28 protein-coding genes are annotated in these 24,749 nt (G+C 65.2%); 23 read left to right on the top strand and 5 right to left on the bottom strand.

Annotated elements, in window-relative coordinates:
* Positions 1–14 precede the first annotated feature (14 nt).
* The 20 genes from K0H49_RS01870 to K0H49_RS01775 all read left to right on the top strand — a co-directional run bounded on the left by K0H49_RS01870 (position 15) and on the right by K0H49_RS01775 (position 15,995).
* Positions 15–1,301: a phage major capsid protein gene (locus K0H49_RS01870; protein ID WP_219209456.1), complete on the top strand. Its 1,287-nt coding sequence runs from the start codon at positions 15–17 to the stop codon at positions 1,299–1,301.
* Between the two features lie 44 nt (positions 1,302–1,345).
* A complete protein-coding gene (locus K0H49_RS01865) occupies positions 1,346–1,537 on the top strand; it encodes a hypothetical protein (RefSeq protein ID WP_219209455.1) in 192 nt (63 codons plus the stop codon).
* A 24-nt stretch (positions 1,538–1,561) separates the two neighbouring features.
* Positions 1,562–2,041 carry a head-tail connector protein gene (locus K0H49_RS01860; RefSeq protein WP_219209454.1) on the top strand — a complete coding sequence of 160 codons (480 nt, stop codon included), beginning with the start codon at positions 1,562–1,564 and terminating at the stop codon, positions 2,039–2,041.
* Positions 2,042–2,368, top strand: coding sequence for a phage head closure protein (locus K0H49_RS01855; RefSeq protein WP_219209453.1), 327 nt, complete (start codon positions 2,042–2,044; stop codon positions 2,366–2,368).
* The gene (locus K0H49_RS01850; RefSeq protein WP_219209452.1) at positions 2,361–2,792 is read left to right on the top strand and encodes an HK97-gp10 family putative phage morphogenesis protein; all 432 of its coding nucleotides are present in this window, start codon (positions 2,361–2,363) and stop codon (positions 2,790–2,792) included. The genes K0H49_RS01855 and K0H49_RS01850 overlap by 8 nt, the downstream gene beginning before the upstream one ends.
* A complete protein-coding gene (locus tag K0H49_RS01845; RefSeq protein ID WP_219209451.1) occupies positions 2,789–3,181 on the top strand; it encodes a DUF3168 domain-containing protein in 393 nt (130 codons plus the stop codon). The genes K0H49_RS01850 and K0H49_RS01845 overlap by 4 nt, the downstream gene beginning before the upstream one ends.
* 67 nt (positions 3,182–3,248) lie before the next feature.
* Positions 3,249–3,908 (top strand): phage tail tube protein, encoded by a 660-nt coding sequence (locus K0H49_RS01840; protein WP_219209450.1) that lies wholly within the window; start codon positions 3,249–3,251, stop codon positions 3,906–3,908.
* A complete protein-coding gene (locus K0H49_RS01835; RefSeq protein WP_219209449.1) occupies positions 3,905–4,249 on the top strand; it encodes a hypothetical protein in 345 nt (114 codons plus the stop codon). Before K0H49_RS01840 ends, K0H49_RS01835 begins: the two co-directional genes overlap by 4 nt.
* A 77-nt stretch (positions 4,250–4,326) precedes the next feature.
* Positions 4,327–4,557, top strand: coding sequence for a hypothetical protein (locus K0H49_RS01830; RefSeq protein WP_219209448.1), 231 nt, complete (start codon positions 4,327–4,329; stop codon positions 4,555–4,557).
* A complete protein-coding gene (locus K0H49_RS01825) occupies positions 4,558–7,053 on the top strand; it encodes a hypothetical protein (RefSeq protein ID WP_219209447.1) in 2,496 nt (831 codons plus the stop codon). It begins immediately after the preceding gene.
* Positions 7,050–7,970, top strand: a complete 921-nt coding sequence (locus tag K0H49_RS01820; protein ID WP_219209446.1) for a hypothetical protein — start codon at positions 7,050–7,052, stop codon at positions 7,968–7,970. The genes K0H49_RS01825 and K0H49_RS01820 overlap by 4 nt, the downstream gene beginning before the upstream one ends.
* 1 nt (position 7,971) lies before the next feature.
* Positions 7,972–8,829, top strand: a complete 858-nt coding sequence (locus K0H49_RS01815; RefSeq protein ID WP_219209445.1) for a DUF2163 domain-containing protein — start codon at positions 7,972–7,974, stop codon at positions 8,827–8,829.
* The gene (locus K0H49_RS01810) at positions 8,826–9,275 is read left to right on the top strand and encodes a C40 family peptidase (RefSeq protein WP_219209444.1); all 450 of its coding nucleotides are present in this window, start codon (positions 8,826–8,828) and stop codon (positions 9,273–9,275) included. Before K0H49_RS01815 ends, K0H49_RS01810 begins: the two co-directional genes overlap by 4 nt.
* On the top strand, positions 9,272–12,508 hold the full coding sequence (locus K0H49_RS01805) for a phage tail protein (RefSeq protein ID WP_219209443.1): 3,237 nt from the start codon (positions 9,272–9,274) through the stop codon (positions 12,506–12,508). The genes K0H49_RS01810 and K0H49_RS01805 overlap by 4 nt, the downstream gene beginning before the upstream one ends.
* Entirely contained in the window at positions 12,505–13,476 is a 972-nt protein-coding gene (locus K0H49_RS01800; RefSeq protein WP_219209442.1) for a hypothetical protein, read from the top strand. The genes K0H49_RS01805 and K0H49_RS01800 overlap by 4 nt, the downstream gene beginning before the upstream one ends.
* Positions 13,473–14,180 (top strand): hypothetical protein, encoded by a 708-nt coding sequence (locus K0H49_RS01795; RefSeq protein ID WP_219209441.1) that lies wholly within the window; start codon positions 13,473–13,475, stop codon positions 14,178–14,180. The genes K0H49_RS01800 and K0H49_RS01795 overlap by 4 nt, the downstream gene beginning before the upstream one ends.
* Positions 14,181–14,270: 90 nt before the next feature.
* A complete protein-coding gene (locus tag K0H49_RS01790) occupies positions 14,271–14,600 on the top strand; it encodes a hypothetical protein (protein WP_257624556.1) in 330 nt (109 codons plus the stop codon).
* On the top strand, positions 14,597–14,932 hold the full coding sequence (locus K0H49_RS01785) for a hypothetical protein (protein WP_219209440.1): 336 nt from the start codon (positions 14,597–14,599) through the stop codon (positions 14,930–14,932). The genes K0H49_RS01790 and K0H49_RS01785 overlap by 4 nt, the downstream gene beginning before the upstream one ends.
* The gene (locus K0H49_RS01780; protein WP_219209439.1) at positions 14,929–15,492 is read left to right on the top strand and encodes an N-acetylmuramidase family protein; all 564 of its coding nucleotides are present in this window, start codon (positions 14,929–14,931) and stop codon (positions 15,490–15,492) included. The genes K0H49_RS01785 and K0H49_RS01780 overlap by 4 nt, the downstream gene beginning before the upstream one ends.
* Positions 15,489–15,995, top strand: a complete 507-nt coding sequence (locus tag K0H49_RS01775) for a DUF2514 family protein (RefSeq protein ID WP_219209438.1) — start codon at positions 15,489–15,491, stop codon at positions 15,993–15,995. The genes K0H49_RS01780 and K0H49_RS01775 overlap by 4 nt, the downstream gene beginning before the upstream one ends.
* A 204-nt stretch (positions 15,996–16,199) precedes the next feature.
* On the opposite strand, the gene K0H49_RS01770 is transcribed toward K0H49_RS01775, so the two are convergent.
* The gene (locus K0H49_RS01770) at positions 16,200–16,697 is read right to left on the bottom strand and encodes a thermonuclease family protein (RefSeq protein WP_219209437.1); all 498 of its coding nucleotides are present in this window, start codon (positions 16,695–16,697) and stop codon (positions 16,200–16,202) included.
* Positions 16,698–16,734: 37 nt separating this feature from the next.
* Positions 16,735–18,003 (bottom strand): tyrosine-type recombinase/integrase, encoded by a 1,269-nt coding sequence (locus tag K0H49_RS01765; RefSeq protein WP_219209436.1) that lies wholly within the window; start codon positions 18,001–18,003, stop codon positions 16,735–16,737.
* Positions 18,004–18,457: 454 nt separating this feature from the next.
* Here K0H49_RS01765 and K0H49_RS01760 point away from each other — a divergent pair, with 454 nt between their 5' ends.
* Positions 18,458–18,832: a hypothetical protein gene (locus K0H49_RS01760; RefSeq protein WP_219209435.1), complete on the top strand. Its 375-nt coding sequence runs from the start codon at positions 18,458–18,460 to the stop codon at positions 18,830–18,832.
* A gap of 60 nt (positions 18,833–18,892) precedes the next feature.
* Here the strand turns inward: K0H49_RS01760 and K0H49_RS01755 are convergent, their stop codons facing one another.
* Positions 18,893–19,567 (bottom strand): class I SAM-dependent methyltransferase, encoded by a 675-nt coding sequence (locus tag K0H49_RS01755; protein ID WP_219209434.1) that lies wholly within the window; start codon positions 19,565–19,567, stop codon positions 18,893–18,895.
* Positions 19,568–20,332: 765 nt separating this feature from the next.
* Here K0H49_RS01755 and K0H49_RS01750 point away from each other — a divergent pair.
* Both K0H49_RS01750 and K0H49_RS01745 read left to right on the top strand, forming a co-directional pair.
* Positions 20,333–20,548 carry a hypothetical protein gene (locus tag K0H49_RS01750; RefSeq protein WP_219209433.1) on the top strand — a complete coding sequence of 72 codons (216 nt, stop codon included), beginning with the start codon at positions 20,333–20,335 and terminating at the stop codon, positions 20,546–20,548.
* Positions 20,549–20,668: 120 nt separating this feature from the next.
* Positions 20,669–21,226 carry a CHRD domain-containing protein gene (locus K0H49_RS01745; protein ID WP_219209432.1) on the top strand — a complete coding sequence of 186 codons (558 nt, stop codon included), beginning with the start codon at positions 20,669–20,671 and terminating at the stop codon, positions 21,224–21,226.
* Positions 21,227–21,441: 215 nt separating this feature from the next.
* On the opposite strand, the gene K0H49_RS30935 is transcribed toward K0H49_RS01745, so the two are convergent.
* On the bottom strand, positions 21,442–23,535 hold the full coding sequence (locus K0H49_RS30935) for an ABC transporter permease subunit (protein ID WP_219209431.1): 2,094 nt from the start codon (positions 23,533–23,535) through the stop codon (positions 21,442–21,444).
* Positions 23,536–23,689: 154 nt separating this feature from the next.
* A complete protein-coding gene (locus tag K0H49_RS01735) occupies positions 23,690–24,727 on the bottom strand; it encodes an amino acid ABC transporter substrate-binding protein (protein ID WP_219209430.1) in 1,038 nt (345 codons plus the stop codon).
* Positions 24,728–24,749 lie beyond the last annotated feature (22 nt).

Genomic DNA, 24,749 nt, shown 5'->3' with positions numbered 1-24,749 from the left:
CCGAAAGGTATTCCATGACCCGCATCAAGCACAACCTCTTCGTCGCTCTGGCCGCCATCGGTGCCATGCTGCACGACATCCTCTTCAGCCACATGACCCGCGTGGGCATGGTGCTGCGCGCGGCCGACGACAGTCCGTTCGAGATCAAGAAGGCTCTCGACAAGATCAGCGACCAGACCAAGGAGCTCGGCGAGAAGGCCCTAGCCGAGGCCAGGAAGTCGGGCGACATGTCGCTGGAGACGAAGGGCAAGGTCGACGAGATGCTCGTGAAGCAGGGCGAGCTGCAAGCGCGCCTCACCGAAGCCGAACAGAAGCTCGACCGCCGTGCCGGCGGCAATGCCGAGCAGATCAAGACGGCCGGCGCCGAAGTCGTGAACTCGGAAGAGTTCAAGAAGTACGTCGCCGAGGGCAACTACAAGAAGGGCTTCAACATGCCCGTCAAGGCCATCGTCAGCATCACGTCCGACCCGGCCAGCGCTGGCGACACGGTGGCTCCTGATCGTCTCGCGGGCATCGTCGCCGCGCCGGATCGCCGCATGACGGTGCGCGACCTGCTCACGCCTGGCCGCACGAGCTCGAACCTGATCCAGTACGTGAAGGAGACGGGTTTCCAGAACATGGCGGCGACCGTCGCCGAAGGTGCGGCGAAGCCCAAGTCCGACATCACCTTTGACCTGGTCTCGAGCGCCGTGGTAAAGATCGCGACCTACGTCAAGGCCTCGACCGAAATCCTGGCCGATGCCGCCATGCTGCAGTCGTACATCGACGGTCGCCTGCGCTACATGCTGTCGTACGTCGAGGAGGGCCAGCTGCTCAAGGGCTCGGGCGTGGGCAACAACCTGAACGGTATCTACACGCAGGCGACTGCCTACGCGGCCCCGATCACCGTGGCGGCGCCGACGCGCATCGACGTGCTGCGCCTGGCCATGCTGCAGGCCGAGCTCGCCGAATACCCCTCGACCGGCATCGTGCTGCATCCGTCCGACTGGGCTGCGATCGAGCTGACCAAGGACTCGACCGGCGCCTACATCTTCGCGAACCCGCAAGCGCTGGCACAGCCTACGCTGTGGGGCCGCCCGGTGGTGGGCACGCAGGCAATGACCGTCGACACGTTCCTGGTGGGTGCGTTCAAGCTCGGCGCCCAGCTGTTCGACCGCATGCAGGCCAACGTGATGATCGCGACCGAGAACGAGGACGACTTCATCAAGAACATGGTCACGATCCTGGCGGAAGAGCGCCTGGGCCTGGCCGTCTACCGGCCGGAAGCCTTCATCAAGGGCGACATCACTCCCGCACCGTAACGTTCCGCCCCGGCTTCGGCCGGGGCTCTCTCAAGGAGCATCACATGAAAGTCAAAGCGAAAACCTCTTTCGTCCACGGCATCTATTCAATGCACCGCGGCGAAGAGCGCGAGATCCCCGATGGCATCGCCTCGGATCTGCATAAGGCTGGCTTCGTCGAGGAGGCGGGCGCCAAGAAGGCACCCGCCGCGTCGAACAAGAAGGCCGCCGATCCCGAGAACAAGAGCAAGAAGTAAGCGCTCTGCGCCCAAGGAACCTTGATGGCCCTGATCGAACTTCCCGCGGCCAAGGCGCACCTTCGGCTCGACGACGACTACCCGGACGACCAAGTGCAGCCATACCTCGACGCCGCTGAGCTCAGCGCTTCGACGTTCCTCAACCGTGCGGTCTTCGCCACGCAGGGTGAACTCGACGAGGCTGTGGCCGCTGTGCCTGCTGCGCTCATCGCCGCGGGCGAGGTCTACGACGCCGCCATGCTGGTCGCGAATGAGATTGGCAACCCTGTGGCGCGCTGCGCTGCCCGCGACTTCGCGTGCAGGGTCTACACCGAGGCGCAAGCCAAGGCGCTGGAAACGCGCTGCGGCATCGTCGTCAACTCGATGATCCAGGCCGGCATCCTACTGATCCTGGGCCACCTCTTCGAGAACAGGCAGGAGAACGTGGTTGGCACCATCGTTGCTGAGCTGAAGCTCGGCGCACAACATCTCCTGTTTCCTTACCGCATCGGACTGGGGGTGTAAATGCTGATCGGTCCATTGAGCAGCCGCATCACGATCCAGCGCCTCCAGCTCGGCCAGGACGACGTTGGCCAGCCTTCGCAGGCCTGGGCTGATGTCGCGTCGGTGTGGGCGAACGTGCGCTATCTGTCGGGCGTTGAGACGGTGAAGAGCGAGGCGCCCGTGAGCGTGGCGCGCGCATCGATCCGGATCCGCCGGCGCACCGACGTGTCCGCGAACATGCGCGTCGTTTTCGGGTCGACGATCTTCGACATCAAGGCGGTGCTGCCCGATGAAGAAAGCCGGGAGCGGTTGGACCTGGCCTGCGAGACCGGAGCGAACCTTGGTTGACGCCGTCCGATTCAAGGTCGAGGGGCTGCAGGCGCTCGGCCAGAAGCTGCAGGCAATGGGCGAGGAGATGACTGTGAAGATCGCCCGCGGCGCCACGGGTGCGGCGGCGAACGTTGTGAAGAAGTCGGCGCAAGAGAAAGCGCCGAAGCGCACCGGCAACCTGGCCAAGAACATCATCACCAAGCGTCTGGGCAAGTCGCAAAGCACTTTGACCAGCGAGCACATCGTGACGGTGCGCCGCAAGCGCACGAAAGGTCAGAAGGCAAGCGGCGAGCTGTCAGCGTACTACGGGCAGTTCGTGGAGTTCGGGTCCATCCGGAACACGCCACAGCCCTTCCTGCGGCCAGCGTTCGATGAGAACGTGCAGCGCGCAATCGAGACGATGAAGAGCGTCATCAGCGACCGAATCGCGAGGGGCAAATGAGCCTGGAAAAAGAGATCTTCGTCGCGCTGAAAGGATTGGTGCCTGTGCCTGTGGTGCCGCCCGACCCGCCGCAGTGGCGCGTCTACCCGCTTACCTTCCCGCAGGCGCCGGCCGTGCCAGACGTCCCGGCGATCCGATATGTCTTCGTCAGCAGCGAGGTCATCGAAGACCTCTGCGGCGATGACGGTGACAACACGCCAAACACGCGCACGCAGATCGATCTGCTCGAGCGGACCTTTCCGCTGGCGCGCGCGCTGCGGTTGCAGGTCATTGCAGCCATGGGCTCGCTGGCAACGCCGACGCGGTTCGCCGGCGGCTTCGACGACTACGACCCCGAGCTGAAGCTGTATCGCTGCAGCTTGGACTTCATCAGCTACCCGAGTTCTTAACCCCGCCCTCTGGGCATTGCAATCAAGCCGCCTTCGGGCGGTTTTTTCGTTTCTAAGGAGAGACATCATGGCCGGAGGCGTTCGCTTCAAATTCGCAGGTTCCAAGATCGAGGTTGCCGTCGGCACCGGAGCCACCAAAGTCATCACGGCGATCTCGAAGGCGAGCCCCGCCGTCGTGACCGCCACGGCCCACGGTCTCGCCAGTGGCGACGTGGTCAAGCCCGCGGCGATCCTCGGCATGACCGAGCTGAATGGCCAGACCGCCGTCATCAACGTCCTGACCGCCAACACCTTCGAGCTGCTAGGCGTCGATTCGACGGGCTACGGCACCTACGTCAGCGGCGGCACCGTGGCGCCTGTGACCTTCTCCAACATGTGCGAACTGACGGGCTACAACCGCCAGGGCGGCACGTCGCCGGAGATCGATGCGACGACCATCTGCTCGACCGCGGCCGAGTCTGAAACTGGCCTGCCCGACTACGGCACCACGCAGCTCGACTTCAACTTCGCTCCGCGCACCACCATCCAGGTCGCGATCAAGGCGGCCTACGCCGCAGGCGCGCTCCTGCCGGTGCGCGTCACGCTGCCGAAGGACGGCGGCTACATGGTCCAACTCGGCACCGTGCAGCAGACCAGCGAGCAGGCATCCGTGGGTGGCCTGTGGACCGGCTCCCTGACCATCAAGAACACCGGCGAGCGCTTCGACATCGCTGCCGTTGCGCCATGAAGGCCGAGTTCCTCGCCGCGCTGCAGGCCACCGCAGCAGTCAAGCCGAAGGAGGTCGACGTCCCGGGCTGGCCCACCGTCTACGTGCGCGCCATCACGGTGGCCGAAGTCGAGGCCCAGGCCGAGGACACGGCGAACAAGGACGACAAGCACCGCATCGCGCGCGGCGCCGCGCGCGTCATGTGCGACGTCGACGGCAACCGCCTCATCGACCCAGACAACCAGGACGAGGTGAACTTGCTGGCCTCGCAGCCCTGGGCACTGCTGCGCTATGTGCTGGAGGGCTCTGAGGCGTTCAACGCCACCAGCGAGAAGGCGCGAGACGAAGCAAAAAACGGCTGACAGGTCATCAGGAATTCCTGATTGACCTGTCTTTCGAGCTTGGCGTGCCGGCCCATGAGCTGGCCGCCAGGCTGCCGATGCGCGACCTGGTGCTCTACCAGCATTACGCCGCGAAGCGCCTGCTGCCGAGCCGCCGCGCATCTCTGCAGCTGGCGCGGATCGCGATGCTGATCGACCAGACCATGGGCGGCGCAAAGAATGTGCAGCTCACCGACTACCTGTTCGAGCACGCCGACGAGGTCGAGGTGCCCGAAGACGAAGCGGCCGATTTCTTCGGCTTTGCCCCAACCATGACCCGAGAGAAATAAATGGCTGCAAACCTGGGCGCGTTGACGGTCATGTTGGGGCTTGATGCTGCCGACTACACCCGTGGCCTGACGAAGGCTGAGAAGGATGCGCGCGCGTTCGGTGAGCGCATTGGCGGCGCGCTGCGCAGGGCCTATCTTGAAGTGGAAGCGTTCACCAAAGGGATGGACCTTGCCGGCCAGGCAGTTGCGTACCTGGGCCGCCAGGTCGATCAGATCGCTAGCTTCCAGGGGCTGAGCGAGAAGATCGGCGACACAGCGTCGGCTGTTCAAGGCCTGAAGCTGGCATCCGACTTGAGCGGCGTTTCCTTGGACTCGGTGGCTGCGGCCTCAGTGAAGTTGACTGCGACCCTGAGCGGGACCGGCGACGAAACCAAGAACGCAGGGAAGGCGCTGGCGGCGCTCGGCTTGAACCTCAAAGACTTCAAGGCGCTCACGCCGACCAAGCAGTTGGAGGAGGTGGCCCAAGCCCTGGCAGGCTTCGAGAACGGCGCTGGGAAGACTGCTGTAGCGGTAGCTCTTCTAGGGAAATCCGGCGCCGATCTGATCCCGTTCCTGAACGATCTGGCCGATGCTGGGCAGACGCAGATCCGTCTGACAAACGAACAGATCGCGGCCATCGACGCACACCAGAAGGCGCAAGCTCGACTCCGATCTGAGGTCGAATCAGTCATCCAGCTCTTTGTAGTCCAGTCAATTGACGCGATGACCGCGTTCAGCGGCGTACTGAAGACGGCACTCAATGACGTCGTGAGCCTTGGCGGCGGCGTGTCGGATCTGGGCTCCAGCACGGGTGTCGAGCGGTTCGCTGAAGGTGCTGGTCGTTCGCTCGCTGGCCTGATCGACTACATCACGCAGTCAACCAAGGAGTTGAAGGTGCTGGTCGACTTCGTCGGCTCAAGCGCTGAGGCGCTGGGGAAGTATGCCTCCGGCGATTTCTCTGGCGGCCGGAAGGTGGGGGAGGATTTCCGCTCCCGGTATGGCCTCGATGCGATGGGGCGTAAGGTCGCTCAGATCGGCGAGTCGGACGGCAAGACCTACGTGCAGAAGTTCGACGAGCAACTGGCAGGCATCAAGCGTGCGCGCTTCGCTGCCGTCGATCCGCGGCGGCTGGATGCCGGGGCATCGAAACCCTCGCTCGATGGGTTCAACCCGAAGGCTGCGAAGTCGGGCGGCTCCAAGGACGACCCCACCAAAAAGCTCCTCGACAACCAGCTCAAGGAGTACCAGCGCGCCATCAAGCAGGAGCAGGAGCTGCTGCAGTCGCGCAACAAGATCATCGACCTGTATTACGGCGAGAACCTCGTTTCGATCGAGGACTATTACGCAGCGCGCCTGGCGAATCAGGAAGAAGCCACGACCAAGGAAGTCGCGCTGATCGACCAGCAGATCGAGGCGCTGGAGAAGTACAAGGCCGCGGCCAAGAAGGACACGGAGCGCGCGGATGCCCAGGGAAAGATCAATGCGTTGATCGACGAGGAGGCGAAGCTCCAGCGCGCGGCCGGCGAGACGGCGCTCGAGCAGTCGTTCAAGAAGGCGCAGGCGCTGCGCCAGTACAAGGACTCGCTCGACGGCGTGCGTGCATCGCTGCTGGAGATGTCCGGCGACAGCGGTGCCGCGGCCGCGCTGCGCGTCGAGATCCAGTATCGCGACCTTCTGGCCAGGTCCATCGCCCAGAACGACACCGCCGGCCAGAAGCTGATCGAGACGCTCAAGCAGCAGACGATCGCCCAGTCCAAGTACAACCAGGAGGCGACGTCCGCGAGCCAGATCACCGCCCGCTTGCAGATCGAGGAAGATCGCATCGGTCTGTCGCGCCAGCTCGGCGCTACCGGCGAACTCGAGTCGCTCGCCAAGCTGGGTGAAGCGCGCAAGGCAGCGGTCGCTCAGATGAAGACGATCGTCGAGGCGCAGGAAGCCATTGCGCGCGCCTCCGGCAACCCGGCGCTCATCCTTCAGGCGGAGCAGGCGCGGCTAGCCCTCGACTCGCTAGCGGCGTCCGCCGACCCCCTGGCCGACAAGTTCAACAACATGTTCTCGGATGCAGCGGGGGGCGCTTTCGCCGACTTCATCACTGGCACCAAGTCGGCATCGGAGGCGTTCAAGAGCTTCACGACGACCATCTTCAGTGAGCTCACCAATCTGATCGCCAAGGATCTGTTCAAGCAGCTCTTCAGTGGCGCAAGCGGAAGTGGTTTCAATGTTGGTGGTCTGCTGTCCGGCATCTTCGGTGGCGGGAAAGCGATAGGCGGTGGTGTAAACGCAGGCGGCCTCTATGAGGTCGCAGAGAACCGTCCTGAAATGCTTGATGTGAACGGGCGCAGCTTCCTCATGATGGGAAAGCAGCGTGGAAACATTGATCCGAACCCGCGCACGGGCGGCGGCGGCGTCTCGGTCGTGATCCAGCAGAGTTTCGCCGCGGGCACGGATCGAAAGACCACCGATCAGGCGGCCCTACAGGCAAGCCGTGTCATTCAGCGAGCGCAGAGGAACGCATGACCATCCAAGTTCTAGACGATGTGATCGTGCCCAACTGCGTGATCATGGCTGGCGTCGCTGGACGCCAAACGCGGCAGAACGATCGCACGTCGAACCAAGGCGGGTACGCGAGCGCCAATGTCGTGCGTGATGCCACCATGCGTGAGTATGCGATCGGCATCAAACCCATGCCGCTCAACTACTGGTCCGAGATCGAAGGCCTCTACGAGATCACGGATGCAGGCGCGTTCGGGATGTTGCTCGAAGACCCGAAGGACTCGGTCGTGACCGTTGCCGACAGCGGCCTACAGGGCTATATGTCCGGCGTCGAGTTTGGGGCGCCTGGCTTCGGCAATGGCACGCCGCTCTACGGCCTGCGCCAGTTCAAGAAAGCGGCGAGTTCGACGCGCACACGCGCTCGTACCGTCACGCGACCGAACGGGACGCCCTTGCTGTTCCGCGGCGGGGCCCCCGTCACGCTCGGCACCGCTGCCGGCAATGCTGCCCTGAGCGCTGGTCCGGTCTACGCGACCTTCGTCCCTGATGCGACGCGCACCGTGACTGCGGTTGCGGTAGGGGCGAGCACTCAGGTCACGCTAAGCAGTTCCATTGGGGTGCTCGTCGGCGGCCGGCTCTGGCTTCAGGGGATCGCCGGCGCCGACGCCGCGTTGCTCAACGGAAGGAGCCACACGGTAACCGCGCTGACCGGCGCGGTCTACACCCTCGCCACGAACACCACCGGCAAGACGATCACCGCCGCAGGCCAGGGCCACAAGTACCCGCAGCCCGACGAGGCGCTGACTTGGGCAGGCTCCTTCTACGTGCCCGTGCAGTTCGCCGACGACAACATGGATTGGGATCTCGTGCGGCCAGGCGACCTCGACGATCGCTTGGTCTCTGGGCCGACGATCAATCTCATCGAAATCCGAGAGGCCTGACATGAAGGCATGTTCCCCTGAGCTGCGCGCCCACTACGCGCAGGGCTCGACCACGATCTCTCGGCAGTGGCGCTTCGAGAGAACCGACGGCGAGATCGTCACGGTCACAACCTGCTCGCGCGATCTTCTGTACCTCGGTGAGGTGTACCGCACGAAGGACGGCATCAACCCGACGGCCATCTCCCAGCAGGTCGGCGCCGCCGTCACGAACTCCGAGGCCACAGGCACGCTCTCCGAAGACCTCGCAACTGAAGCCGAGTTCCTGTCCGGTCTCTGGGATGGGTGCCGCTACACCATCTTCGAGGTCAACTACCGAGACCTCTCCATGGGCCACATGGTCATCGGCAGCGGCACGCTGGGCGATCTCAAGGTCGGCCGAAGCGCGTTCACTGCAGAGATGCGCGGCATTGCCCAGGCCCTGCAGCAGACCAACGGCAAGGTCGTCACGAAGAACTGCACGGCGCAGTTCGGCGATGACCGGTGCAAGGTGAATCTCACGCCCATCACGGTGGCCGGGGCTGTCACTGGCGTGACGAACCGCCGAACCATCGCCGATTCGTCACGCGCCGAGCCTTCTGACTACTTCGGCGCCGGCCTGTTTCGTGTCACAGGCGGCCCTATGACCGGCGAGGAGATGGAAATCGACAGCTTTTCTGCCGGTGTGTTCTCGCTCGTCCTGCCTCTGTCGCGGAACCCCGAGGTAGGCATGACCTATGAGGCTGTGCCCGGCTGCCGCAAGCGCCTCGCGGAAGACTGCCGGTCAAAGTGGGTGAATGTCTTGAACTACCGCGGGTTCCCCAATATCCCAGGTGCAGATCGCGTACTCGGCCTGGGCGGCACCGAAGGAACGAACCTGTGACCGGCTCCGAGATCGTCGCAGAGGCGCGCACGCACCTGGGGTGCCGCTGGAGGCATCAGGGCCGCAGCCGCGAGGGGATGGACTGCCTCGGTCTCGTCCTGCTCGTTGCGCATGCCTTGGGCATCACCGACTTCGACACGCGCGACTATGCGCGCCAGGCGGCTGACGAGTCGATGCTCGAGCAGTGCCGCGAGCACCTGCTGCCGATCGCATTCGGCGCGGCGCGGCCCGGCGACATCGCTGTCATGGCCTTCGGATCGAACCGCCACATCGGCATCTTCGGCGACTACCTGTATGGCGGCCTGTCGCTGATTCACGCCTTCTCGCAGCGGGTCGATGGCAAGAAGCCCCCGCAAGTCGTCGAGCATCGGTTCTCCGATGACTGGCTGCGCAGTCACGGCGCGTCGTTGATCGGCACTTTCCGCTTTCCAGGAGTCACCGCATGAGCATGCAGCAGGCGCTCGGCGCGGTCGGCTTCGTCGTCGGCTCTTACTTCGGGTATCCACAACTGGGTTTCGTGGTCGGCTCGCTCGTGGGCAGTGCACTCACGCCGGCGCAGAAGGTGGAGGGGCCGCGTATCGATGACCAGAAGGTCACGGTCAGCACTGAAGGCTCGGGTATCCCCAGGGTCTGGGGTACGGTGCGTCTGGGCGGGAACGTCATCGAATCAACCGACAAAATGGAAGTCTCTACGACGGAGAGCCAGGGGAAGGGTGGAGGTGGAGTCGAGTCCACTACGTACCGCTACTATGTCAATATTCGAACGCTGCTTTGCGAGGCGCGCGAAGGAGCGAGCTATGCCGTGAGGAAGATCTGGAAGGATGGAAAGCTGATTTACGACGCGAGCCTTGGCACATCCGTAGGATCTGCATTGGCGAGTGCGGAGAATCCGGCCGCTTCACTCATCGTCTACGCCGGCGGAGAAAATCAACTACCAGACCCGACTGAGGAGGCTCGTTACGGCGTAGGGAACGTGCTCGCCTATCGAGGCGTTGTGTCCGTCGTCATGAACAACGTGGAGTGTCCTGGTGGACGCGTACCGCAGTTCTCGTTCGAGCTATGCGTTGATCCTGTTGCATCCGTAGATTTGAAGGCTTACGGTAGCGCGCCTCGCACTGGAGATTTCCAGCAAGCGACGGCTGTGATCAAGAGTGACTTGATCTGGCACTACAACCAAACCCGGACGCTGACCGGGCGCAATCTTAGCGTGTGGAACGTCGGCCCTGCCTGGAGCGGCAAGGTGAACGAGATCATCGTCCCTCTTCATAGCAATGGAGCGTTCATTGCAACTCCAATCAACTCGAGATCAGCGAGCCCAGAGGCGCTGATTCCAGATTTCAAGTTTCCAGAAACTCAGTACTTCTATGCCGTGAGTTTGGAAGGCGGCATGTCAACGATCTTTGAAGGAAGGATGCCGATTGGCTTGGAAAACCACTATGGTGGACCAGGCACGATCGCGGCACATGACCAGATGACGGGCTCCTATGCCGTGGGGATCGTGGGAGAAGACACGAGTTCGGTCGTTGTCCTGCGGGGCGGTTCGAGTGTGATTCCGCTCCAGAGCTACGGTGAGTTGGCGCAGGTGGCTCAGATCGGTTTCGGCAGGGGAATGCTGCAAGTGATCCTGTGGCTCGACGGACGGCTTCGAATGGTCACGTTTAACGATGATCTAGAGGTTTCCAGCGATCTTCTGGGCCCCCAAGCTCACGCTCCATCGGATACAGCGTATGCACAGTTCAACGCAGGGACTCCAGCGTTCCTAAGGTACAGGATCGATGCCGTGAGCTACACGATTTTCAGCATCGGAAACACATGGTCCGAGCTAGCGACTACTGCGGGGCCGACGACTCCGTCTTTTGTACCGTCGACGATGTGGGCCAGCGAAACTGGTGCTCTTGTGGGGCCGAACGATTCGGGGTTTGTCGCAGTTCCCGCAGAGTATTCTCTGATCCAGTACCAGAGTCTCACGCCTAGAGCTGTAGATGTCAGTGCGATCGTAGAAGAAGAATGCATGCGCGCCGGGCTTTCGCAAGCGCAAATCGGTGTGAGCGGTATTGAGCACTTCGTCCATGGCTACACAATCAGCAACCCGGCAAGCGCGCGCGCTGGAATTCAGCCATTGATGACGGCCTTTGCCATCGACGCCGCGGATGAAGATGGAAAGCTGAGTTTCTTCAGCCGATCGGATAAGGCATCGGTGTCGACGATCGGCTACGACGAACTGGGCTGCGTTGAGGAAGGTTCGGAGCCTGGGGATCCGATGCCGCTCACGCGGGCCAACGAGACGGAGCTATACCGAAGCGTCACCGTCAGCTACATCAACCCGGATTTCGACTACCAGACCTCGACCGAGATTGCTCGCCGCCAGGTGACGGGCGCGACCGTCGACTACAGCGTCGAGATCGCGATCGCCATGTCGGCCGATCAGGCTGCCACCGCGGCGCATCGAATCCTCTACGACAACCACAACGACCGGAACCGTCGCAGCGTGAAGCTGTCGCGCAAGGACGCCTACGTCAGTGCGGGTGATGTGACCACGGTGGAGTACCCGCGTGGAAATCTGTCGGATTGGCGGTGGGTGCAAGCGACGGACACAGGAGCGCTGATTGAGGTGGAGATGGTGCCTGCTGATGCTGAGCTTTACGCCCAGACCGCTGTGGGCGGCGCGGGGCGTCGCGGGCAGGAGGTCGCGCCTTTGCCGCCCCCGACGCGTGTCGTCGTCATGGAGGGCATGCCGATTCTGCGCGACGCCGATGATGACGCTGGGGTTTACGTGGCCTTGCAGGCGCTGGGATCGACGGGCTACCGGGGCTCCACGTTGCTAGTCGGCGACGCCGATTCTGTTCTTGAGCCACGAGGGTCGGTCACGCGTTCGGCGACGATAGGATTCTCAGAGAGCGCCTATGTTGGCCCTGCTGTGGGCTTCGGTTTTGTCGATAACACGACGCAGCTGGTCGTGAATGTTGGATCCGGCGAACTGCATAGCGCGACATGGGAGGCCATGATTGTGGGTGGCGCTAATGTGGCCGCTCTCAGCGTGAGCTATGAGGTCAACGGGTTCCCTGATGCCCTGTGGGAAGTCTTCCAGTTCCGAGAGGCGACGCCGCTTGGGAATGGCCGCTATCTGCTGACTGGGTTGCTCCGCGGGTTGCGTGGCACCGAGCAGGTGGCATATCACCACCAGGTCGGCGACCGCTTCGTCCTGCTGAACAACGCGGGGATGTTGCATGTGAGCCTTGAGGCTGGCGGCATTGGAAGCACCAAGTTCTATCGCGGCGTGAGTGTTGGCCGCAGCGCATCGACGGTGGATTCGGCTACCGCCGAAAGCACCGGCTACGGCTTGCGTCCTTTTAGCCCCGTCAACGTTCGTCGGCGTTCGGTCTCGGGCGCGGTGGTGTGGACCTGGGACAGACGCACACGCATGCAGACGAACTGGCAGCGAGGCATCGTGCCGCTGGGGGAAGGTAGCGAAGCCTATGAGGTGGTCATCTACAACGACTTCTTTTACACCAGGATCGTGCGCGTGATTCGCGCCTACGCGCCCACGGCGACGTATTCGGCTGGCGAGGTGCTGGCAGATGGCTACACCGCCTCCGGGCCCATCCCGTATCGCATCTATCAGCTGAGCGCCACCGTAGGGCGCGGCATTCCATACCAACCGAACCAGGGCCTCATATGAGCACTCAACTACAGCCGGTCTACGAAGCCGCCGGTGCCAACGCGATCGTCAATCAGAACTTCCAAGCTGTATCGCCTGCTGGCGTTTTCGGGATGGACGCTTTCAGTTCCAGCGGCTTGGGCTGGACCTACTACGGCGGCCGGGCATTCGGGAACGAGGTCCTGCCAGGCGGGGTAACACTCGCTCCCAGTGTCACAAACTACATCGTGGCGGATCGCTCCACCGGGGTGGTTACAGCAGCCACGACCACCACCAATTGGAACAACACCGCAGGCTTCATGCGCCTGTACTCTGTCGTGGCTTCTTCGGATTCGGTGTTCAGCTGGGCCGACTATCGAGAGGCATATGGTGCGGCGGCGGCAGGTGGGGGTATGGCCAATCCGATGACGGCAGTCGGCGACATCATTGTTGGGGGCACTGTTACGAGCGGTGTGGCTGCACCGTCCCGACTGGGTCTCGGAACCGCTAACCAGGTCTTGAAGGTCAATTCGGGCGGGACGGCACTGGAGTACGGCACGCTCGCAGGAACCGGTGATGTAGTTGGTCCGGCATCCTCGACCGACAACACGCTCCCGCGCTTCGACGGCACCGGAGGCAAGACGTTGCAAGCAAGTGGCGTCGTTATCTCTGATGCTGATGCGATGAGCGGCTACAAGGGGAGCGTCAACCGTCAGACCGGAACGACTTACACGCTGCAGGCGTCGGACACCGGGAAGATTGTCGAGTTGGCCAATGCTTCTGCAATCACCCTCACGCTGCCAAACGACTTGCCTATTGGGTTCACCTGCACACTTGTCCAGGACGGTGCAGGTCAGGTGGCAGTGACGGCAGCTGATGGCGCCAGCATCAAGAATCGGCAGAGCCACACAAAGCTGGCCGGCAATGGCGCGATGGCTGGCCTCTACGTGAGCACCAATGGTTCAGGTACGGCGGCGGCCTATCGCTTCTGCGGAGACACTTCGACATGATGCCGCTCCCGGGAGTTCTGGGCCTTGCCGCCCCATTTTCTAGCGGCGCTGGCGTGGTCACGTTTCGCGACGCCGGGGCGATGATCATCCGCGCGGCGGATACGACTGTCGCTCCCAAAGTGCCACTAGGAGCCCTGGACGGTGACCTACTCGTCGCCGTGATCATGCGACGGTCGGCCGCGGCTTTCGACCCTCCTTCGGGATGGACGCTGGTCTCTAACGCCGGGCCTGCCTCAGCCTCGGGAGTCACGCAGTACACCCATGTCTATACGAAGGCCGCCACGGGCGTTGAGGGCGGCGGAGCGGTCACTTTCACGCAAGCGGCATCCGGCCGAATCATCGGCCAGATTATCGCCATCGCGGGGTCAACGGGCACGCCGGCCGCCGAGTCTCAGTCCACTGCCTCCCTCGACTCGTCGACGATCAACTCGATCGCCTTTCCCTCAATATCCTCCGCAGGAAATGGCAGGCTCGCAATGGCGGTCGGCTCTCTCACTTTGGCTGCCAGTGGAGGGAGCGTCACGGGTCTGTCGGCTCCCGGCTGGGCCATAAGAAGCACACCGCTTATTGCCGAGAACCGCATGGGAATCTTCACTAGCAGCATCGCCTCTGGCGAGAGCACTTCCGGAACCATGACAAGCACTATCGACCCCACCGCAGACACGGGGGCGACCTCCAACGCCTTGATATTTGCCGCCCCATGAGTTCTATGCAGCCCCTACGCAAACCCGCTTCGGCGGGTTTTTTCATGCCTGAAAGGTACCCATGACTGACCACCATTTCAGAGGCCCCCGATGCCGATGAACCCTGCCGATGTGAACTTCGATGCCTGGGCCGCAAAGCTCGCGGGTGTGGCCGGTGCCGTCGTGTCGATGCGGTTCCTGCAAGGCTCGTGGCCCGAGCGCCTCTTCATGGCTGCTGCCGGCTCGGTGCTCAGCTACTTCGGCACCGCCTGGCTCTCCCAGCGCATCGGGCTTCCTGAGGGCCTCACGGGGTTCCTGCTCGGCCTGTTCGGCATGGCGATCATGTCGCGCGCCTGGGAGTGGATTCAGACCACGCCGGTAGGTGCGCTCTGGCAGATCGCGCTCGACTGGCTGCAACGCAGATCAGGAGCTCCGAAATGAACGCCTACATCATCACTGCGCACGCGGTGCTCTCCGTCATCTGCTGGGGCATCGTCGGCCTCGGCGCTACCGTCGCGGTGTTCTCGCCGACGGTGAAGGACACGACCGCCGAGCGGTTCGCGCTCGCTGCCATCGCGATCGGTGCCTTCGCCACGGCGTGCCGCGTCATTCGACAGGGCTGGGTCAGCGAAGGCGGGCTCTTCATGTCCGCAGCTCTGGCGTTCTACGTGCTGGCCATCGCCGTGAAGCACTGGCGCGGCGAGCCCTCGACGCTGCCGAACGACAAGACGCGACCGGGAGATCTGCGAAACGAAGACGGGAGCGAACCATGAAGACACTTGTGCCCGACGATTTCTCCCGCGCAGCCGATGCACTGGGCGTCGATGTGCCGAGCATCAAGGCGGTAGCCCAGATCGAGGCACCGAACGGAGGGTTCCTGGCCAGCGGTGAGCCGACCATCCTGTTCGAGCGCCACGTGTTCAGCCGGCGCACGCAGGGCCGATTCGACGCAACGCACCCGCAGATCTCGAATCCCACGCGAGGCGGCTACGGCCCCACCTCGGCGCAGCACGGGCGCCTCGCAGAAGCCGCGGCCCTCGACCGCACGGCCGCGCTCGAGTCGGCGTCCTGGGGCAAGTTCCAGATCATGGGCTTCAACCATCAGACGGCGGGCTTCATGACGCTGCAGGGCTTCATCAACGCCATGTACGCCAGCGAGGGCAAGCAGCTCGACGCCTTCGTGTCGTTCCTGAAGAACGACCGAGCCGGCGCGATGCAGCGCGCGCTAAAGGCCCGGGATTGGGCCACGTTCGCCAGGCTCTACAACGGAGCCGACTATGCCGCCCACAACTACGACGGGCGCCTGCGGAACGCCTATCGAGCGCTCGCATGATCGCCGCCGGCCGCCTACTGCTGGCGAACTGGAAGCTGCTGCTGGTCGCGGTGCTGCTGGCCGCGCTGGGTGCGCAGACGGTGCGCATCACCGGCCTGAAGCAGGAGGCCGCCGAGCAGCGCGCCACCGACGCCGAATCCCTGCGCCTGGCCATGAAGGCGCAGCGCGATGAATTTTCCCGACGCCAGAGCGTCATGGACCTGGAGGCCTCCCGTGCACAAACCCAACTCGCTGCCCTTGCGGGCGATCTCGCTGATGCTCGCCGCGCTGGCGGCAGCCTGCACGACGCCGCCCAGCTCGCCGCCGACGCTGCCCGCCGGCGTTCCCCGGCTTGCCCCGCAGCTTCGGCAGTCCCTGGAGGCGACCCCATCGGAGTGCTTGCCGACGTGCTTGCAGGGGCTGACCGCCTGGCGGAAGTCTTCGCAGCAACGGCTGACCAGCGCGGCATCCGGGCCGCCGGCTGCGAGCGGGCCTACGACAGCCTCCAGCCCGACGCCCAGTAGCGTTCCGTCGCGCTGAGCGCGCACCACATTCCCACCAGCCCCTGGCGCTTCGGCGCTGGGGGCTCTTTTTGCGTTGTGGGGCGGCTCGGTCCTCAGTACAGCTTCGGCGGGAACTGGGGGCGCAGGCCCGCGGCCTGATGCCGCTGGCGCCGACTGAGGTGTACGAGGCCGGGCCGGTCACCGAAGCCGCATAGCGCCGCGCGCTCAGTTCCCGCGCTTGGCCTTGCGCCACTCCCACGGCGGCACCGGCTCGGCCGCCGTGCCCAGCGCCACCCACAGCCCCGCCCGCGCCGCGCGAGCCTGGTGCTCGAGCTGCGGGAACTGCGGATCAGTCTGGTATCGCGTGTAGGCCCAGGCCATGCCGGTGCGCACGAGCTCGGCGTTGGCGTCCTTGCCGCGGCACTCCACACGCGCCACGGTCCGGCCGTAGCGGTCCGTGACCGTCGGCCGCAGCACCGCCTGCTCGCCGGCGCACATCGCGGCCAGGGCCTGCCGGCTGCGCTCGCCAAACGGCTGGGCCTTCTCCGGTGCATCGATCTCGGCCAGGCGCACCTTGACCTGCTGGTAGTCGCCCGGCATGCCGCAGCGCGCGGTGAGCGTGTCGCCGTCAGCAATGCGAACCACGAGGCAGGTGCTGGTCGGCGGCGCGGCGGCGGAAGCGATGGGGAGGGCGAGCAGCAGGGCGGCGAGGTGGCGGAGCATAGGGAATTGTCCCTTCTGCAACCCCTCCCTGGGACTGCTAGGCTGCCCGTTTCATCGGGACTACATTGCCGCTCGGCGGCGGTTGGCCTGATTCGCAGGCCACGAGGAAGTCGGCCCAGACCTTGAGGGCGTGCCGGCGCTCCGGGATCTCTTCGCGCACGTCGTAGATGCCCTCCATGCCCTTGAGCTTGTGGTTCAGGGCGATCTCGGAGATCTCGCGCGACACACCCAGGTTCCGCAGGTGGCCCTTGGCCGTACTGCGCGTGTCGTGCGGCGTGAACCGGCGAATGTCGATGTCGCCCCGCACGAAGGCGCGATTGAAGGCTGCCCAGAGCGTGGTGCGGCCCACAGGCACGTCGCCGAGCGCGAGCACTCGGTCGCCGCGGCGAGCCGGCAGCACGTAAGCGGAATCGCCTGAGATGTCGATCAGCTCGCGGAACCACTCGACCACGGCGGGCGCCAGTGGGACCAGGAAACCGCTGCGCGTCTTCACGGAATCGTCCGGCACCCACCAGGTCCCGCGCTCGAGGTCGAGGTGCGCCTTCTTCGCCTTCACCAGCTCTACGCCCCGCACGCACGTGGCCAGCAGGATCCGGAACGCCAGCGCGTTCTCGCGGCCGATGAAGTCGATACCCGTCAGGATCACCTTCAGCTCCTCGATGGCGAGCATCAGGCGCTTGCGCACCGGCGGCCGCGGCCCCTTCATGGCCGTCAGCTTGATGCCGGCGCAAGGGTTGATCGGGATGATGGTGAGGCCGCAGGCGTGATCGAACAGCTTGGAGGCCGTGGTCAGCGCTCTCTTCGTCATCGTCCAGGTCCAGTCGCACTCCTTCAGCACAGTGACGACGTCCATGCTGGTCACCTGGTCCACTCGGCGCGCGCCCAGCTTCGGCGCGATCAAGTTGTTGATGTCAGCGTTACGGTAGGCGATCGTGGGGAGCGCGTACCTGGTGGGCAGCAGCGCCTTCTCGCGGTAGTCGGCGATGAGGTCGTTCATCGTCCAGGCGGCCGCCGCGCGCGTCTTCCGTTCCTGCTTCACGGCCGCCGGGTCGACGCCCTTGTCGACCGCGGCGCGCAGTGAGCGCGCTTCTTCGCGCGCGCCGGCCAGCGACAGGTCGGGGTAGTTGCCGATCGTCACTTCCTTCCTGACGCCGCCACCCTGGCGGTAGCGCAGCACCCAACTCGCCGTGCCGCTCTTCGAGAGGGTGAACGTCAGGCCGTCGCCGTCGGACTTCGCGACGGATTCGCCGCGGGCCATCCAGCGCTTGATCTGGAGGTCGGAGAGGAGGTGGCTGAGTTTCGGCATTTCTGGAAGGGTGGGTAGCTGGGCAGTCTAGCTACCCACCTAGCTACCCAAGGAACATGCGCCATCGTGACACATGCAGGTTCTTGTCGAACCCAACTTCCCAGAAAAATCAACGACTTGCGCTGCCGTTTGATCCTGCCTGACACTTCGTGAGCCACCAATTGAAAAAGCAGGTGGCGATTTTCATCATCAAATAATAGTGTTTTTAGATCCGCAGCCAGCGCTTCGGATCTTTGTGAAGAGGCTGCCTCTGGCTGGTCATCTGGCAGCCTGGCTTTCGGGGCCTGGGACGAGGCTCGGCACCCGGCCATCCTAGCCGTCCTGGGCACGATGCGCGGCCCTTGAGCGCTTTGGAAACATGGATGCCGCAGCCGCAACGGTCTCGATCTTCACCGGCGCGAGGCGCCAGCCCGCGTGCGCCGGCCCACCGTCGAGCGCGTGATAATCCGCGCCGATGCCCGCGCCCGCCCCTGTCCACACCGCCTTCCGACAGCGTTCGGCGGTGTGGGTCCGTTGGGTGTTGCTGTGCTTCGTGCTGGCGCTGGGTGTGGCGGTGGCCGCGCCGATCGTGCATCCGCAAAGCATGGAACTCGTGTGCACGAACCAGGGTGCCGCGAAGTGGGTGCTGCACACCGACGACGGCGTGCATGAGCTGTCGGCCAACGCACTGCACTGTCCGCTGTGCATGCTCGCGGCGCCACCCTTCGACGCCGGCACGCCGGCCTTGGCCGGTGCGGCGTTGACGAACAAGGTGCGCGAGCGCCGCAACCCCGCGATCGCGGCCGCACGGCAGGCGGCCTTGAAGGCGCGCGAACGATGGCCCGCATGAGGGCGGGCCGACACCGCGGCACGCGATCGCCTTCGTTGCGCGATCGGCCGTGCCGCAATGTCAGGCCTTGCGGGCCGTCCACCCCTTGAAGGTGAGTCCCGCGTAGAACAACTCGACGTTCGAGAATCCTGCCTCGTGCAGCAGCGCCACGTCCTGCTCCGGCGACAGCACGGGCAAGCGTTCCTTGATGGCCGCGATGCTGCTCTCGGCCTGTGCCGCAGGCACGCCGGAGGCGATCGCATAGGCGGCGTTGCGCGCGAGCCAGCGGTCCTGTGCGGGACCTTCGTTGGGAAAGCTGTGATGCGCGACGACGAAGGGCGCACCGGGCCGCAGCCGGCGATGGATCTCGCCCAATGTCGTGCGGCGCTCGGCTGCCGGCAGGAAGTGCAGCGTGAGAAGACAGGTCGCCGCGTCGAAGGGCCCCTCGGGGGCGCTGTCGATGTAGCCCTCGTGGAAGCGCACGCGCGAGGCGAGGGGGCCCAGCGCGGTGCGCGCCAGCGCGAGCATCTCCGCCGAAGGGTCCACTCCATCGAATTGCCAGCCCGGCTGCAGTTCGGCAAAGGCCTTCAGTTCGAGCCCGCCGCCGGCGCCGAGCACCAGCACCCGTGCATCGGCGGAGGCATGTTCCGCCAGCAACACACTGGCCATCCGGTGAAGGTCCTGCACGCCGGGGACGATCCTCGCGGTCTTCTCGGCGTAGCGCGAGACGAGGCTCGGGTCGGAGAACGGTGTCATGGGGCTTCTCCTTGCGACGGCATGCGCATGCGCATGCGATGCTCGACGGTGCGCGTCGGCAGTTCTTCAAATATCATGCAACTCATGATGTTGCATTAGAGGATGAATGTCAAGACGCAGGCCCCGGGCAGTGCCTCCGGCGGCCAGGCCCTCGCGTTTCAGCGGGCTCCGCGTCGGCTCTCGAAAGCGTGTTGACGCTGTGCGATCACCAGCGCATCCATCGCTCGTTTGGACGCTAGGAAATCCGTGCCGCAGGTGCGGCAGCGGTAGGCCCTGATGCCGGGGAGCAGCCTCATCCAGAAGCTGCGTTCCATGCGATCGGCCGAGACCGGCTCGCATGCGCATCTCAACCCCGGAAACCTCTTGTGCAACGCCATTTCGCCATCGTCCCGATAGAACCTGCCCGACCGTTGTCAGGAGAGGGGCGCGATGCTAGCGCAGCTTCAAGTCACTGCCATGTCGGTCAGGAGCGGTGCGCCAGGGCGTTGGCCGACCGGTCGGTCGCGTCCTGCTTGACCGTGTGGATGCGCTGCCGAGGCACCTCACTGAACGGTGCGAACCCACCGTGAGACCGGCGCTTCGGCCCCGGTTCTCGATACCGTGCCCGCGCACTTCGGTGGGGAGCGAGCGTGTCCGCGCACCGCGTCGCCAGTCCGACGGCGCCGGCATCGCTGCGTATCTATAATGCGAATTACTACTGCAGGGTCCTGTTGCGCACGCATGGTGCCTGCGCGCAGCCGCAGGAACGAGCGCGGAGCGCAGGCCGTGAGATTTGTCGTCATTCCCGAGTCGAAGACATGCTGGATCTGGGAGCTCCGCAGCGCGCAGGACTTCCTGGTGTTGAGGAGCCCGGCCAGCTTCACTGCCAAATTCCAGGCGGTGGCCCAGATCGAAGCCCTCAAGCGCGCGATCCACGTGGCCGGCGTCTACGATCTCGTGGGGGCCCGGGTGGACCAGCCGGAACAACGGATCGCTTCCTGAATGCGGCGGTCCGGCATCGGCGCGCGGCCAGCGTGAGAAGACGCGCACCACGGCACGGGCCGTCCACATCGGCTATCGTGAAGACCCGCGCTGTGCGCTTTCATCCGGCCGCCGTCTGCCATGCTCGAACCCGTACGCCGAACACTCCGACGAAGAACCGTCCTTTGCGCTGCCGCGCTGTCGGCACTGGCCGCCTCGGGCTGCGCGCTGGTCTCGGGGATCGGATCATCGGACAAGGCCGTGGCCGTGCCGCGCGATCCGCCGGAATGGGTCACGATCGATTGCTGGATCGGGACCGAGGAGGTGGTTCCGCGTCGCACCGGCAATGCCGGCGGTTCCATGTTCGGAACGTTGACACTGGCCACCGGCGAGTTCACGTGGCGCGTGAACTACGCACGCCTGAGCGGACCGGCGACGCTCGCCGGCTTTTATGGCCCTGCCGCCAAGGGCCGCAACGGCCCGCTGGCCGTCCAGTTGCCGCCGCACGGCCAGGCCGAGCAGCGCGGCACGGACGCCGACGCAGGCTATGAGCTGACCGGCAGGAGCAGGTTGACGCAGGCCCAGGTGGCCGACCTCCTGGCCGGTCTCTGGTACGTTAGCGTCTCGACCCGCGCCTGGCCCGGCGGCGAAGTCCGCGGGCAATTGAAGCGCAGCACCGCGGGCGTCCATGGGGTGTGAGGGCAGGGGCTGAACAGGCCGGCACCGGGACGAACGCCAAGGCCCGGTGGCCCGCAGCGCTTGAAGCGGTCGGCGAGCCGGATCGCCTCCTTCCGGCCCGGCGTTGAAGCGATCGCAATGGATCGACGCCGCCGTCGCGAGCAAACGCATGCGACGGCACTGCGGGCCATCCGTCGTACGAACGTGTTCGATGAATGCGATGGGCAGCGCGGAGTTCAGGGGTCCAGCGTGCCGCTGCCTTGCCGACGCATGCGCTCGGCCAGGCGTGACAGGCCGAGGCAGATGAGGAAATAGAAGAGCGCTACCGCCGCATAGAGCTCGACATGGTAGGGGCGCCAGGTCGGATCGGCCACCGCGGCCTTGGCCGCGCTCAATACATCGAACACGCCGATCACGGTGACCAGGGAGGTGTCCTTGACGGCGCCGACGAACACGCCCAGCGCAGCGGGTGCGGCGATGCGCCGGGCTTGCGGCAGCAGCACCGACCACAGCACCGCGGCAGGCCGCATGCCCAACGCCATGGCGCTCGTGGTCTGACTGGCGGGCACGGCCTGCAACGCCCCGCGCAGGACTTCGGCCAGCAAACAGGCGGTATGCAGAACCAGCGCTGCAAGCGCCAGCTGGAACTTCGAAGCCGACCAGTCGCCGCCCCACCAGACGGGGATCAGGAAAGACACGAGCAGCAACTGCGTGATCAGGGGCACGGCCCGCACGGCTTCGATCAGCAGCACGGCCGGCGCGCGGAGCCAGCCCTGCTGGCTGCGGCGCATCAGCATGAGCAGCACCGCCAGCGGCAGCGCCAGCGCGATCGATGCGACCGACATCACCACGGTCACCAGCACCCCGCCCCACTGGACCGGCAACACGGGCGGCGCGCCGACGAACACGCCGGCCAGCACGAGTCCCGCCAGCAGCCAGGCCGCGACTGCCCCTGCGACGCGCGAGCGCAAGCCCAGGTGCGGCACGAAGGCGAGGCCGACGCCGGCGACCACCCCCACGATGGCCAGGAGTGCGGCGGGGCGCTGCTGGGGCGCCATCGTGCCGAACATCAGCAGCTGCCAATTCGCCGAGACAGCCACCCAGCAAGCACCCTGTGCCTGCTCGCAGGCTTGCGCACCGCCGGTCCACACCGCCGACAGCAGGGCCCAGCGTACGCCGGCCCAAAGCGCCCACACGCCCAGCACCGCCAGCACCGCGCTGAGCAGGGCTCGCGACGGGCCGTGCCACAAGGCCTGCGCCGTCAACGCAGGCACGCCCAGCCGCTGGCCCAGGCGGCTCGTTCCCGCCCCCTCGATGCCTTGCCGGGTCACCCGTGCGTTGTAGCGCGCCAGGACCAGGGCCATCACGCCACTGGCGGCGAGATAGCATGCGGCGGCCAGGGCCATGCCTTCGAGTGCGCGGCCGGTCTGGGTGATGGTCGTGTTAACGATGGCCGTCAGTTCCTGATAACCGATGGCGATCGCCAACGTGCTGTTCTTCAGCAGCATCAGGCACTGATTGGCGAAGGGCGGCAGGGCGGCCCGGGCCGCATAGGGATAGACCGCCGCGCTCGCCACGCCGGGCAGGCGCATGCCGAGTGCATGGGCGGCGTCGATCTGCCCCGTGGGGACGGCCAGCACGGCGGCGCGCACGATGTCGGAGATGTAGATGGCGTGGAACACCGTCAGGCCCAGCACCAGCGCGGTGAACTCGGGGCTCAGGCCCCAGCCGCCCGCCAGGCCGAGGCCGGAGAATTCGGGCACCTCGACCACCAGGCCCGGCAAGGAGGCGAGGCGCCAGCCCGCCCACAGCAGCAGGGCGACGAGCATCGGCCAGCGCATGCGCTGCCGCACACGGCCCAGCGCCTGCCATGCGCCATGGGCGGGCAAAGGCAGCAGCCACAGCGCGACCGCCGACACCGCCAGCGCGCCCAGCAACCCGGCATAGGCTCCCGTGCCCTGGACCATCGGCAATGCCAGGCCCCGGTTGGAGATGAAGACGCCGGGCAGCGGCTGCCAGGCTTCGCGCACCTCCGGCAGGCTCAGCAGCAACGCGTACCAGACGAACAGCTGAAGCAGGACCGGTGTGTTGCGCACGGGCTCCACGAGGAGGGCCATGGCGCGATAGAGCAGGGGATGCCGTGTCAGGCGCAGCAGCCCCACCACCAGCCCGAGCAGCGTGGCCAGCGGAAGGGCCACGGCCACCACGGTCGCGGTGTTGACCAGGCCGGCGAGCAGCAGGTGAAGGTAGGTGTCTGCGGGGCCCGCGTCGAGCAGACTTTCGGCGATCTGGAAACCGGCGTGTTCGAACAGGAAACTGAAATCAGGCACGGCGATGCACGGGAAGGTCGAAGTGCGACGCGATCACCGCCCCAGGGTGTTCGAGCGGTCGGGTCGGCGCGCTGGCCTGAAGACGAGGAAGGTTCCCCGACGCGGACGAAGGACCGGGGAACCGGGAGAATGTGCAGGCGACGCGCCCGACGGATTACTGGAAGGGCGGTGCGTAGAGCAGGCCGCCCTTGTTCCACTGCGCGTTCTGCCCTCGTTCGAGCTTGAGCGGCGTGCGGGGCCCGACGTTGCGATCCCAGATTTCGCCGTAGTTGCCGACGGACTTGATGACCTGGTAGGCCCAGCGTTCTTCCAGCTGGAAGTTCTTGCCGATGCCCGGGTCGGTACCGAGCAGCCGGCGGATCTGCGGGTCCTTGCTCTCCAGGAAGCTGTCCACGTTGGCCGAGGTCAGGCCCAGCTCTTCGGCGGCGACCACGGCATGCACGGTCCAGGTCACGATGTCGGCCCAGTTGCCGTCTTCGCGCCGGACCCAGGGGCTGAGCGGCGACTTGTTGACGCGCTCGGGCAGGATCACGTAGTCGTCGGCCTTGGCGGCGCGCGCCGCGCGACTGGCCGCGAGCGTCGAAGCGTCGGACAGGTAGACGTCGCAACGTCCGGCGTAGAAGGCCTTCTCGAGCTCGACCAGGTTTTCGATCACGACCGGCCGGTACTTCAGCTTGTGGGCCGCGAACCAGTCCACCAGGTTCTGTTCGTTGTTGGTGCCGGGCTGGACGCAGACCTGCGCGCCGTTGAGCTGGGTCGCGCTCTTGACGCCCAGCTTGCGCGGCACCAGGAAGCCTTGGCCGTCGTAGAAGACCACGGCAGTGGAGACATAAGGCTGGCCGGCATCGCGGCCCGAGGTAACGGTGGTATTGCGGCTGAGCACGTCGATCTCGCCCGAGACCAGTGCGGGAAAGCGCTGCTGCGAACTGAGCGGCACATAGCGCACCTTGTCGGGCGAGCCCAGCACGGCCGCTGCCAGGGCCTTGCAGATGTCGACGTCGAGGCCGCTCCACTTGCCCTGGCTGTCAGCCAGCGAGAGGCCGGCCGAGCCCTGGCTCACGCCGCAGACCAGCTGGCCGCGTTTCTTGATGGCGTCGACCGTGGGGCCGGCATGGACGAGCATCGCGGTGCACGCCGCGAGCGCGAAGACGGCAGCGCCGCGAAGCAGGGGCGTGGAGGAATTCAAGCGCATGAAAGAGAGGTCCAGGTGGAAG

This window comes from Variovorax boronicumulans (genome assembly GCF_019352895.1).
In the GTDB taxonomy this organism is placed as follows: Bacteria; Pseudomonadota; Gammaproteobacteria; order Burkholderiales; family Burkholderiaceae_C; genus Variovorax; species Variovorax boronicumulans_A.
The sequence above is the reverse complement of the archived record's forward strand: the minus strand, read 5'-3'. Positions and strand labels throughout refer to the sequence as shown.

Coding starts and splice junctions, on each gene's coding strand:
- K0H49_RS01820 (WP_219209446.1), top strand. CDS start 7,050: ATGACCATCCAAGTTCTAGACGATGTGATCGTGCCCAACTGCGTGATC.
- K0H49_RS01855 (WP_219209453.1), top strand. CDS start 2,042: ATGCTGATCGGTCCATTGAGCAGCCGCATCACGATCCAGCGCCTCCAG.
- K0H49_RS01865 (WP_219209455.1), top strand. CDS start 1,346: ATGAAAGTCAAAGCGAAAACCTCTTTCGTCCACGGCATCTATTCAATG.
- K0H49_RS01805 (WP_219209443.1), top strand. CDS start 9,272: ATGAGCATGCAGCAGGCGCTCGGCGCGGTCGGCTTCGTCGTCGGCTCT.
- K0H49_RS01825 (WP_219209447.1), top strand. CDS start 4,558: ATGGCTGCAAACCTGGGCGCGTTGACGGTCATGTTGGGGCTTGATGCT.
- K0H49_RS01800 (WP_219209442.1), top strand. CDS start 12,505: ATGAGCACTCAACTACAGCCGGTCTACGAAGCCGCCGGTGCCAACGCG.
- K0H49_RS01870 (WP_219209456.1), top strand. CDS start 15: ATGACCCGCATCAAGCACAACCTCTTCGTCGCTCTGGCCGCCATCGGT.
- K0H49_RS01765 (WP_219209436.1), bottom strand. CDS start 18,003: ATGCCGAAACTCAGCCACCTCCTCTCCGACCTCCAGATCAAGCGCTGG.
- K0H49_RS01785 (WP_219209440.1), top strand. CDS start 14,597: ATGAACGCCTACATCATCACTGCGCACGCGGTGCTCTCCGTCATCTGC.
- K0H49_RS01735 (WP_219209430.1), bottom strand. CDS start 24,727: ATGCGCTTGAATTCCTCCACGCCCCTGCTTCGCGGCGCTGCCGTCTTC.
- K0H49_RS01755 (WP_219209434.1), bottom strand. CDS start 19,567: ATGACACCGTTCTCCGACCCGAGCCTCGTCTCGCGCTACGCCGAGAAG.
- K0H49_RS01760 (WP_219209435.1), top strand. CDS start 18,458: ATGCCCGCGCCCGCCCCTGTCCACACCGCCTTCCGACAGCGTTCGGCG.
- K0H49_RS01815 (WP_219209445.1), top strand. CDS start 7,972: ATGAAGGCATGTTCCCCTGAGCTGCGCGCCCACTACGCGCAGGGCTCG.
- K0H49_RS01770 (WP_219209437.1), bottom strand. CDS start 16,697: ATGCTCCGCCACCTCGCCGCCCTGCTGCTCGCCCTCCCCATCGCTTCC.
- K0H49_RS01745 (WP_219209432.1), top strand. CDS start 20,669: ATGCTCGAACCCGTACGCCGAACACTCCGACGAAGAACCGTCCTTTGC.
- K0H49_RS01775 (WP_219209438.1), top strand. CDS start 15,489: ATGATCGCCGCCGGCCGCCTACTGCTGGCGAACTGGAAGCTGCTGCTG.
- K0H49_RS01790 (WP_257624556.1), top strand. CDS start 14,271: ATGCCGATGAACCCTGCCGATGTGAACTTCGATGCCTGGGCCGCAAAG.
- K0H49_RS01830 (WP_219209448.1), top strand. CDS start 4,327: ATGCGCGACCTGGTGCTCTACCAGCATTACGCCGCGAAGCGCCTGCTG.
- K0H49_RS01780 (WP_219209439.1), top strand. CDS start 14,929: ATGAAGACACTTGTGCCCGACGATTTCTCCCGCGCAGCCGATGCACTG.
- K0H49_RS01860 (WP_219209454.1), top strand. CDS start 1,562: ATGGCCCTGATCGAACTTCCCGCGGCCAAGGCGCACCTTCGGCTCGAC.
- K0H49_RS01845 (WP_219209451.1), top strand. CDS start 2,789: ATGAGCCTGGAAAAAGAGATCTTCGTCGCGCTGAAAGGATTGGTGCCT.
- K0H49_RS01840 (WP_219209450.1), top strand. CDS start 3,249: ATGGCCGGAGGCGTTCGCTTCAAATTCGCAGGTTCCAAGATCGAGGTT.
- K0H49_RS01835 (WP_219209449.1), top strand. CDS start 3,905: ATGAAGGCCGAGTTCCTCGCCGCGCTGCAGGCCACCGCAGCAGTCAAG.
- K0H49_RS01795 (WP_219209441.1), top strand. CDS start 13,473: ATGATGCCGCTCCCGGGAGTTCTGGGCCTTGCCGCCCCATTTTCTAGC.